Annotated in this window: 8 protein-coding genes; 5 read left to right on the top strand and 3 right to left on the bottom strand. The window is 69.6% G+C overall.

What is annotated here, in order from left to right:
• Nucleotides 1–245: hypothetical protein (locus ACFU8Q_RS34615; protein ID WP_384462037.1), on the top strand; the 245-nt coding region annotated here is incomplete at its 5' end.
• Here ACFU8Q_RS34615 and ACFU8Q_RS34610 read toward each other — a convergent pair.
• Nucleotides 208–3,078 carry an alginate lyase family protein gene (locus tag ACFU8Q_RS34610; RefSeq protein ID WP_384462034.1) on the bottom strand — a complete coding sequence of 957 codons (2,871 nt, stop codon included), beginning with the start codon at nucleotides 3,076–3,078 and terminating at the stop codon, nucleotides 208–210. The two genes, ACFU8Q_RS34615 and ACFU8Q_RS34610, sit on opposite strands and share 38 nt — an antisense overlap.
• 479 nt (nucleotides 3,079–3,557) lie before the next feature.
• Nucleotides 3,558–4,349, bottom strand: coding sequence for a phytanoyl-CoA dioxygenase family protein (locus ACFU8Q_RS34605; RefSeq protein WP_384462031.1), 792 nt, complete (start codon nucleotides 4,347–4,349; stop codon nucleotides 3,558–3,560).
• Nucleotides 4,350–4,415: 66 nt separating this feature from the next.
• On the opposite strand from ACFU8Q_RS34605, the gene ACFU8Q_RS34600 reads away from it, so the two are divergent.
• Entirely contained in the window at nucleotides 4,416–5,309 is an 894-nt protein-coding gene (locus tag ACFU8Q_RS34600) for an AraC family transcriptional regulator (RefSeq protein ID WP_384462027.1), read from the top strand.
• Nucleotides 5,310–5,535: 226 nt separating this feature from the next.
• Here the strand turns inward: ACFU8Q_RS34600 and ACFU8Q_RS34595 are convergent, their stop codons facing one another.
• The gene (locus tag ACFU8Q_RS34595) at nucleotides 5,536–5,679 is read right to left on the bottom strand and encodes a hypothetical protein (protein ID WP_384462024.1); all 144 of its coding nucleotides are present in this window, start codon (nucleotides 5,677–5,679) and stop codon (nucleotides 5,536–5,538) included.
• 379 nt (nucleotides 5,680–6,058) lie between these two features.
• Here ACFU8Q_RS34595 and ACFU8Q_RS34590 point away from each other — a divergent pair, with 379 nt between their 5' ends.
• The 3 genes from ACFU8Q_RS34590 to ACFU8Q_RS34580 all read left to right on the top strand — a co-directional run bounded on the left by ACFU8Q_RS34590 (nucleotide 6,059) and on the right by ACFU8Q_RS34580 (nucleotide 9,911).
• On the top strand, nucleotides 6,059–6,826 hold the full coding sequence (locus tag ACFU8Q_RS34590; protein ID WP_384462021.1) for an SDR family NAD(P)-dependent oxidoreductase: 768 nt from the start codon (nucleotides 6,059–6,061) through the stop codon (nucleotides 6,824–6,826).
• Nucleotides 6,827–6,982: 156 nt separating this feature from the next.
• On the top strand, nucleotides 6,983–8,440 hold the full coding sequence (locus tag ACFU8Q_RS34585; RefSeq protein WP_384462018.1) for a dihydrolipoyl dehydrogenase family protein: 1,458 nt from the start codon (nucleotides 6,983–6,985) through the stop codon (nucleotides 8,438–8,440).
• 538 nt (nucleotides 8,441–8,978) lie between these two features.
• Complete coding sequence (locus ACFU8Q_RS34580) at nucleotides 8,979–9,911, top strand: TrmB family transcriptional regulator (RefSeq protein WP_384462015.1); 933 nt, start codon at nucleotides 8,979–8,981, stop codon at nucleotides 9,909–9,911.
• Nucleotides 9,912–9,970: the final 59 nt, after the last annotated feature.

The raw sequence follows: 9,970 nt of genomic DNA, 5'->3' as shown, positions 1-9,970 counted from the left end.
GCCGCGAACAGGTCGGGGCCGTACTGCCGGTGCTGGCCGGATCGGCGGCGCTGACCCGCGAAGGCCGGGCCGGACGGGCGGCGGGCACCGGGCCCGCCACCCGGGCGGTACGGAACGCGCGGACGCGGCCCCTCAACCGCCGCGCCGTGACCGGGGTGAACCGTGGGGCGCGGCAGACGTCGCCCGCGGCGGGCCGCGCGAGCCGGGTCAGCCCGCCGCGGCGGCGAGCAGCTTGCTCGACTTGACGGTGAACGAGACCGCCTCGCCGTTGAGCGTCACCGATGCCGCCCAGGGCGCGTGGATCCTGACGGCCTTGTCGGCGTCCGTGCTGGGGACGAGCCCCGTGCCGTCGATGGCGACCGTCCCGCGTGCCGGGTCGAGGCGGACCGCGAAGTCCTTCAGCGCCACCGGGGAGTCGACGAGCACGGCGTCCTTCGTGGCGAGCCTGCACCCGCCGTACAGCAGCCACGTCCGCCGCTGCGAGTCCGCCTCCGCGTAGGCCACCGTGCCGTCGAAGGTGTACGCGCCGAAGGCGATCGGCGACCGCGGCGCGGTGTGCGCCACGGCGTAGGTGGCCGTGCGCTCCGTGCTGAACGTGATGGCCATCGCCGAGGCCGCACCGGCCGCCGCTCCCGCAACGGCGAGGTCCTCGACCGTGGCGGTGGACTGCTGGCCGGCGGGAACGGGCAGCAGCAGCGCGTCGAAGGTGACCGGGCCGGAGCCCTCGCGCGTGTAGGTCACGTACTTGCTGTCCATGACGCTGTAGAACACCGGCGAGTAGTAGCCGTTACGGACCTCTGCCCGGAGCGATGAGGGGTGGGTGGGGACGAGGCGCAGATTGCCGCCCTCGGCGAAGTCGGTGACGGTCGCCCGGCTGCCGTCCTCCAGCGCCGGCCGGGCCTCGGGCAGCAGCTGCCAGTTCTGCCGGTAGACGTGGTTCGCGGTGTCGGACGGCCTGAGATGGTCGGAGACGATCCACAGGCCGGGCCGTACGAACAGCACTGTGCGGGTGTGCCGGGCGGCAAAGTTACCGTCGGTCCAGGCACGGGTGAAATCGAAGGCGCCGTTGGTGGCGAAGAGGTCGATGGAGGCATCCGCGCCGACCTTCTGGGCGGTGGCGTCGACCTCGACTGTGCTGTGCGACTCGGTGGTGAAGCGCAGCCAGTTGCTCCGCGGGTCGTTGGAGTATGTGAAGGCGCCCATGTCGGGCAGCAGCCGGTTGCCCTCGGCCCAGACGGTGACGGCCAGATCGTCAGGGTGGGAGTGCGGGCCGCGATCGGCGTTGATCCGCAGATACGCCGCGTCCGGCCGCCAGCCGCTGCGCTGGACGGCGACGCGGGTGTCCGGATAGAGGACCGAGGTGTGGTCGGGGGCCGTGCCGCGGGCGCCGTCGGAGCCGATGTACGTCAGCGTGGCGTCGCCGAGCAGTTCGCCGTACTGCAGCAGCGCAGGGCCGCGGTCGAAGGTGCCGCTGTCGCCGTAGGCGGGGCTGAAGCCGCCGGGCAGGTTCTGGTCGGCGAGGAAGCGCACGAGCCGGTCCAACTCGGCCTTGCCGCCGAGCTCGTAGCCGTTGTCCTGGAGGTACTTGGTCAGCCCGCCGAAGGTGTCGACGACACCCCAGGCGTAGCCGTCGGTGGACTCGACGTAACCCCCGTCGGGATACAACGCCGTGCGGAACTGCGCGGAGAGGTACGTCCGGGCGTTCTCCAGCCACTCGGCGCTGCCCCGGAACTCGGGGAAGTGCACGGCGATCGCCGTCAGCGCCTGCTTCTGGAACTGGATCCAGTTGGGGTTGGGGCCCGAGGCCACGGCCAGATAGCGGCCGGACTTCTCGATCGTGCGCAGCATCGCGGTGTTGTCGGCGGCGGTGAGGGACGGGCTGGTGCGCAGGGACTCATAGGCGTACACCCAGTTGACGATGCGGTTGCCGGTGTCGAGGCTGCGCGGGAAGGAGCCGGCGCCGTACGCGGTGCCGTAGCTGTCGGCGTCGCGGATGAAGTCGGTGATCAGGCTCGTCAGTCCGGCGGCGATCGTCTCGTCGCCGCTCTGGCGGTAGGCGTCGGCCATCGGGCCGGCGAAGTACAGCCGGGGCAGCTGGTAGCCGTACTCGGGGTCGGCGCCGACGGGCCCCTTCCAGTCGAAGCCGCCCGGGTCGCCCTGCCAGGAGAAGGTGTTCTGGACGGTGTTGGCCCAGGTGCGGGTGGTCTGGTTGAAGGCTTCGAGGGTCTGGAAGACGATGACCCGCTTGTCGGCGGCGGCGGTGGCGTTACGGCCGGTGAGCTTTAGGCGCGCCGACCTCGGAGCCTGGGTCACACCCTCGATACGGAAGGCCAGGTACGCCTTGCAGGTCTCGGCGGTGAAGGCGCCCACGCCTTCGTCGCGGACCCGCAGCTCGCTGTCGGAGCCGAAGTTGCGGGTCGCGTCGTCGCCGGCCTTGATGTACGTGTCGGCGGTCGCGGGGAAGGCGACGGTGCTCCCGTCCGCCTTTGTAACCTCCAGCACCGGGGCGCCCGCGCCCGCGTCGCGGCTCGCGAAGACCGCGGTCGAGGGCTCCTTGTCGCGGGCCATCAGGAAGAACATCACCTCGGATGCCTTGCCTTCCGCGGCCCGGGTGAGCGCCTCCGTCACATCGGCGGAGACGGTGGACGCGGAGCCCGTGACGGTGACAACGTCCTGGTAGATCTCGCCGGTGCCGAGGGTCCAGATGTGGTCGATGAACAGGGGTATCTGGCCCGGGCGAAAGATGCCGTTGTAGAGGAACGGCAGGGGCTCCTTCGCGGTGCGGGATCGGAAGTGCTTGCGGAGGGCCTCACCGGCGGCGGCGTAGTCCCCGGCTCTGGCGGCGTCTTCGACGGGCTTCAGCGAGGCTGCCGCGGTGTAGTCCAGGCGCGGCTGGGTGGTCCAGGTGCTCCCGTCCCATATGCCGAAGAAGCCGGCGTCCTCGGCGGAACCGTTCGACGTGGCTTGCGTCTCGGCCGCGCGGGCGATGGACCCCAGGGGCAGCAGGCCGGCGGCGGTGGCGCCGGCCATGGTGCCCAGGACTCGTCTGCGGGCAAGGAGGGGGTGTCGCTGGTCCATGGGGTCGTCCCTTTCGTCTGGCGATAGAAAGCGGTTGCGCCGGTTGTCGGTCGATGGTCTACACCAGTTGCGGGCGGGTCAAGGGGGCGGCGGAGACCGATGAGGAAGACTTCCGGAGGGCAGCGACACGCTCTCAAAGGGGAGACGGACCGGCGCCGAAACGCTCAGTCACGATGGCTCCCGGTCTTCTCCGGCCCGTCCGAGGTCTCCTCGCAGCCCCGGAAATAGTCGGCTTCCCGCGCATCGGCACCAGAGCGAACGCCTGTCCCCGGTCCCAGCTCCGGTACACCCACGGGCTGCCCATGGGCCAGCGGTTCAGAGGAAAGGGCAGCCCGTGTCGCGCGCCAGACTTTGTGGCTCAGGGGTTAGTTGAGTGCCTGACCCGAAGGAGAGTCTGATGAGCCGTCCGCCGCAGTTCTCGGTCCAGTGATCGAGGTCTGCAACAATCCGGCTCCGCATCCCCAACTTTCAAAGCGAGATCATTGAGCCACATCTTGACGCGAGACAGCTTGGTTGCGGACGAGCCGTTCGTTGTTGGTGAGGCCGTGATCCATACCTTGCTCACGTTCGAGTTGGATCATGGCTTGCGAGCGGTAGTTGAGGATGTAGGCGCGGCGGTGGCTGTCGGTGGTGTTGCCGCGTGAGTAGTGCAGGGTGTGGCCGGCGTGGGCGGCTGCCTGGCCCGGCGCAAGCGGCACGTAGGTGGCACCGGGTTCGTCCTCGGAGCATGCACACTCGATCGCCCCTTTGCCGCTGCTGGCCGGCCAGTGCGGACGCAGCGGCGTCAAGTGTGAGCCGTACACGTACCACATGCAGCCGTTGTCCAAGGTCGCCTCGTCGAGAGCGACCCAGATCGAGACCGCACGTTTGTCCGGCAGGTCGACCCAGTAGCCGGCGTCCTGGTGCCAGGGCGTCGGCACGCCGGTGTCCGGGGCTTTGTCGATGAGCATGTCGAAGTCCAACACCATGTCCTCGCCGACGAGCTCGCGCGCCACCGCCAGCGCGCGGGCATGCAACGGAAGATCCAGCAGCTCGGGGTGCAGCACCGAGGGCCACATGATCTGGGTGATGTTCTCCCGGGCGGTGGCTGGCTTGATGCCGGCGCCGGCCCCGAGGTCGGAACGCTTTTCGCCGGCGTGGATGCTGCCGTCGAGGAACCGGTCGTAGATCGATTGGTAGGCCGCAACCTCGTTCGGTGTCAGCAGAGGCCCGACGTTCAGGAATCCTGCCGCGCCGAAGTCCTGGCGGCGCGTGGTGGGGGTACTCGTCATACCCGCGACGCTAGGGGCGGGGGAAGGCTATTGGCGTGCGGCTTTCTCCACCGTACATTCTCGTCCATGGCGGCGATCACCAGCGATCGGATCGATCTGGCCGTGACGCCCGAGCGGGTCGTACTGGATCTGGCCGGGCGAGGCCTGGCCCCGTTGATGGCGCTCGGGCACTACCGGTATCTCCATGCGAACGAGCCGCTGCCGCCGTTCCGACACGCGTCACTGGTCGTCCTGGCCGCTCCCCGGCGGGGCCCGGTCGCCTTCGAGGTCGACGACCGGCCCCGAGCCGTATCACCAGGACAGGTCATCTGCCTGCCGCCCGGGTGCACCTACTCCACCGGCCAGGACATCCAGCCCCGCGGCGAGCTGTTCTGGCTGATCCTCAAGGCCGTCGGCAAGCGGCCGAAGGACGCCCTGAGCAAGGCGATCGCCCTATTTGCCACCGGTCCCTCGGACGTGTGGGAGATGCCGGCGGCCGTCGTCGCCGACCTGGACAGGGCGTTGGGGATCGGCCAGGAGCACGACGACTGGATCACGGACGGACAGCTGCAACACGTGGTCAGTGCGGCGGTGCTCGGCCTGGCGCGGGCCCGCGCGCAGCGACACACCTCGGCGCAGCCGGCACCCCAGGACGGCCTTGCGCCGATCCTGGAATGGATCGAAGCCCACCTGACAGAGCCACTGGACGCCGCCGGTCTGTCCGCCGCGGCGGGCCTGTCACCCAGCCGCTTCTACGAGGTCTTCCGCCAGGCCACCGGGACCACGCCCAAGGACTACGTACTGCGACGCAAGCTCGAGCGGGCCCTCGATCAGCTCGCCACCGATCCGCAGGCCACGGTCACCGAGGTCGCGCACGCGCTGGGCTTCTCGTCCTCGCAGTACTTCGCGACGGTGTTCCGCAAGTACCACGGAACCTCTCCCTCACGGATCAGACCGGCTGCGCAGCCACCTGCCCGATGACGAGCACCTGCCCGAACTCACTCCACACACAACGAATGGCGACGCAAACCCGCACCTGGATCCCGTTCAAAACAGAGGAGACGACACCACCCCGGCCCACCCCGAACGACACCACCCAGCTCAACAAGTCCCATCGCGGTCGACCTCATCCACCGCGGCCATGGAGTCGCCCGCGCGCTGATCGCCGAAGCCGAGCGCTACCTCGCCCGCCAGGGCTACGGGCTGATCACTCGCGCACCGGATCCAGCCAGGCCCGGTGCGAGCTGGAAACGTCCAGGGCGACGGGGCCGAGCTCGCGGCCGGGCCGTACTGGTGGCTGCTTGGGCACCGGTTCGCAGGCGGATGCCTGCGGTTCGGAGGGAGTCGTCACAAGGCGCCGTCCTCTGCGTCAGGTACCGGCGCCACGCCTGGCAGCTCGGCCCGGAGCCAGCACCCGTGAGATCAACCCCTACGGCATCGGCCAGTTGCTTCCGCTCATCCTGTTCCTCGATCACTCCGGCAAGTACGAGGCGCGTCGCTCCTGCATCGAGGCTCTGTCCAGGCCACCCTCCGTGGGCCGTACGAGCCATCAAATGCCGCCGTTCGATGGATACGCCGGTCGGGTCCGATGTGGCTGTCTTCCAGCTGGGACACCTTCCTTGTGGCGGTACCGGGGGATACGCCTCTGCCCGAAGAGGAACCCGGTGTCGTGCGGGTTCCGAACTGCTTGCCCGTCGTTCACCTGCGTGGTTGTAGGAAGGATCCGCGACGTGTCTGGTCCCGTCGTCCTCATCACGGGCGCGCTCACCGGTATCGGCCGAGCCACCGCCTTCGCTTACGCCCGTCAAGGCGCGAACCTTGTGGTCTCCGGCCGCCACGAGGACGTGGGTGAGCAGATTGCCAGGGAGCTGGCCGACCTTGGCGCCCCGGCCGAGTTCGTGCGCGCCGACGTCCGCTTCGACGCCGATGTGAAGGACCTCGTCGACCGCGCGGTCGCGCGGTTCGGGCGGATCGATGTCGCCTTCAACAACGCGGGCACCGAGGGAACGCCCAGCCCTGTCACCGAGGTGACCGACGAGGGTTACCAGGCCACCTTCGATACCAACGTCAAGGGAACGCTGCTGTGCCTGAAGCACGAGTTCCGGGTCATGAGGGAACAAGGCGGCGGCAGCATCGTCAACGTCAGCTCCAACTATGGCCTGATGGGTTACCCCGGGGCGACCTTGTACGTCGGGAGCAAGCACGCCGTCGTCGGCATCACCAAGGCGGCCGCACTCGAAGGCGCCGCTCACGGGATCCGGGTCAACGCGGTCGCGCCCGGCTACACCCGGACCGCTATGTACGAGCGCTTCACCGGCGACGACACGGCGCGTGACGCGGTCGATTCGATGCTGCCCATGCACCGGGCGGGCACCCCGGAGGAGATCGCCCAGGCCGTCCAATTCCTGGGTTCGGACAAGGCGAGCTACGTCACCGGGCACATCCTCCTGGCCGACGGCGGCCTCATGGCGGGCGGGCCCCTGTTCCCGAGCTCGTGAACCCGAGGCCGGTCACGGCGTGCGTGCGGCCATAAGGGGCACGGATGGCCGCTGTTGGTGCCCCCTACGGCCAAGGTATGACGGCCGTTCGCGCACCGCGCGGTTACATGAGCCGGAGATGCGGCCCCGTCAGCCCCGATCACGCGCGAGGAAGCAATGAGCGAAGCACGCGAGAACCAGGAGAGCAGCGCCTACGACGTGGTCGTGCTGGGCGCCGGGCCGGTCGGTCAGAACGTCGCCGACCGCGCCCGCGCCGCCGGCCTCACAGTGGCCGTCGTGGAGCGTGAACTGGTCGGCGGCGAGTGCTCGTACTGGGCCTGCGTCCCCAGCAAGGCCCTGCTGCGGCCGGTCATCGCGGTCGCCGACGCCCGCCGGGTGGATGGCGCCGGGCAGGCCGTCACCGGCCGGCTCGACACCGACCGGGTCTTCGCACGCCGCAACCGCTACGTCACCGGCTGGGACGACACCGGACAGGCCGAAGCGGTCAAGTCCACCGGCGCCGACCTCTTCCGCGGCCACGGCCGGATCGACGGCCCCCGCCGCGTCACGGTCACCAGAGACGACGGCGCACGCCTCACCCTCACCGCCCGGCACGCCGTGGCCATCGCCACCGGCAGCCGGCCGGCGCTGCCCGACATCCCCGGCATCCAGGAGGCCAGGCCCTGGACGAACCGGCACGGCACCGATTCCAGCACCGTGCCCGGCCGGCTCGTCATCGTCGGGGGCGGCGGAGTCGGCGTCGAGATGGCCACCCTCTGGCAGGGCCTGGGCTCCCAGGTCACCCTGCTCGCCCGCCGCCGCCTGATCCCGCGCATGGAACCCTTCGCGGGCGAGCTCGTCGCACGCAGTCTCACCGAGGCGGGCGCCGACGTACGGATCGGCACCCAGGTCACCGCCCTGCACCGCCCGGACCCCACCGGGCCCGTCACCCTCACCCTCGACGACGGCAGCGACCTGCAGGCCGACGAGGTCATGTTCGCCACCGGCCGCACCCCCGGCACCGACGACATCGGCCTGGACACGGTCGGACTCACCCCCGGCACATGGCTGGAGGTGGACACCACCTGCCTGGCTCGCGGGGTCGACGACGCATGGCTGTACGCCGTCGGCGACGTCAACCACCGGGCCCTGCTCACCCACCAGGGCAAGTACCAAGCGCGGACCGCCGGCGACGCCATCGCCGCCCGCGCCGCAGACCTACCCGTGGACGACGGCCCGTGGGGAGACCACGCCACCACCGCCGACCAGCACGCCGTGCCCCAGGTCTTCTTCACCGACCCCGAGGCGGCCGCCGTGGGCCTGACGGCCGAACAGGCGGCCCAGGCCGGCTACCGCATCAAGACCGTCGACCTCGACTTCAACGCCGCCCAGGGCGCCAACCTCTACGCCGACAACTACCGTGGCAACGCACGGATGGTCGTCGACCTCGACCGGGAAGTCCTGCTCGGGGTGACCTTCGTCGGCCCCGGAGTCAGCGAGCTGCTGCACTCGGCGACCGTCGCGGTCGCCGGCGAGGTCCCGCTCAAGCGGCTCAGGCACGCGGTCGCCTGCTTCCCGACCGTCAGCGAGATCTGGCTCTTCCTCCTCGCCGCCTACCACCGCGACCGCACCTGAGCGGACAGGAGCGAGCAGGCCCGCCTCGAAGCCAGGCGCTGAGGGGCGCGATATCGCCACCGATTCAGCGACGCGACCCACCGGACACGACTTACTGATCGCTTCGGAATGCGGTTCGGAGTCGTCTCAAGCAGATGGTGCTGCAGGCGAGTTGGAGCAGACCGGGATGGAGGTCGGCGCGTACCTGTCTTCCGGCGGGCACACCGATCCTGCTCGACGAGGCGACGAGGCCGATCGAGCCGGTGTCGAGCTGGTTCCGTTGGATGGCGCCACCCAACGCGAGGCGGATATCTCCATCGGCGAATGCCAGCAGTGCTGTCTTCGCGCCCACGCCCCTCCCCCAGGTCCAGGGCTTCGGACAAGCGCCTGCAAAGTACCTGGCTCCGAGCCTCCGAGTCGGCCCCCCTCGTACGCTCTAGCGATGGCGGGCCGCCCGCGGCTCGGCTTTTGGCGGGCGGCCGGCCATGTGCTGGGGCTACGTATCTGACGGAGCCCAACTATCACCCAGCAGTTCGGTAACGGACGTATAGTTCGCGCCATGCCTGACCCCAGTCGCAACTCCCCGCTGAGCTCACTCATCGGGGTCGATGTCGACGCGACGGCCGAGCGGGCCTATCGGGCGTTGGTCTCCGGCGGACCGGCGCTCGGGCCGGATCTCGCCGGCCTGCTGGGGATCTCGGTCGAGGACATCGAAACGGCGATCGGTGCGTTGCGGCAGGTGGGCCTGGTTGACATGGCCGACGGCGGAGGAATCTCGGCGGTGTCGCCGTCGCTGGCGCTCGAGGGGATGGTCGCGCAGCGCGAGCAGCAGGTCAGGGCCGCCCGAACGGCACTCGACGAGCTCGCGGAGGAGTACCGGAGAGCGCGCGAGGTGCAGCTGTCGAACGGCATCGAGATCGTTCGGGGTCGCAGCGAGATCGGCAGCTGGCTCAATGGCCTGTTGCTGTCCGCCAAGGAGCAGTCCCGGATGTTCGCGAAACCACCGTTCGCGGTTTTCGGGGTCTCCGAAACCGACACCGAACGCGAGGTCGCCGGCCGTGGTCTGCGTGAGCGGATCATCATCGAACGGACCGTGCTGGATGAGCCCGCTGCGGAGAAGGACCTGGTCACCTCCCTGGATCGGGGACAGGAGATCCGCATGGTGCAGTCGTTACCGGCGAAGCTGCTGATCGTCGACGATTCGATTGCGATCGTGCAGCTCGACGAGGGTGGGCACGCGCACTCGGAGATCGCGGTGGTGCGCGCCGGGGGGCTGCTGGACTGTCTGGTGTTCAGCTTCGAGAGCCTGTGGCGGTCGGCCATGCAACTACGGGAGGCCCCCGGCCGTAGGGTCGATCCGAACTTGGCATCGCCGAAGGATCTCGCCGACCCGGCGGACCGGGAGGTCCTGATGCTGTTGCTGGCTGGGTACACCGATGCCGCGGTCGCTGCCCGACTGGGGATCAGCATGCCCTTCTTGAAGTGCTTCTGAACGAACGGGGACAGCACCGCGACCGGGATCAGCGCCAGCACCATCACGGCGGTCTGCAC

Source organism: Streptomyces sp. NPDC057543, from assembly GCF_042801895.1.
Classification (GTDB): Bacteria; Actinomycetota; Actinomycetes; order Streptomycetales; family Streptomycetaceae; genus Streptomyces.
The sequence above is the reverse complement of the archived record's forward strand: the minus strand, read 5'-3'. Positions and strand labels throughout refer to the sequence as shown.

Excerpts from the sequence above, each read along its gene's own strand:
- ACFU8Q_RS34610 (WP_384462034.1), bottom strand. The coding sequence starts at position 3,078 with ATGGACCAGCGACACCCCCTCCTTGCCCGCAGACGAGTCCTGGGCACC.
- ACFU8Q_RS34605 (WP_384462031.1), bottom strand. The coding sequence starts at position 4,349 with ATGACGAGTACCCCCACCACGCGCCGCCAGGACTTCGGCGCGGCAGGA.
- ACFU8Q_RS34600 (WP_384462027.1), top strand. The coding sequence starts at position 4,416 with ATGGCGGCGATCACCAGCGATCGGATCGATCTGGCCGTGACGCCCGAG.
- ACFU8Q_RS34585 (WP_384462018.1), top strand. The coding sequence starts at position 6,983 with ATGAGCGAAGCACGCGAGAACCAGGAGAGCAGCGCCTACGACGTGGTC.
- ACFU8Q_RS34580 (WP_384462015.1), top strand. The coding sequence starts at position 8,979 with ATGCCTGACCCCAGTCGCAACTCCCCGCTGAGCTCACTCATCGGGGTC.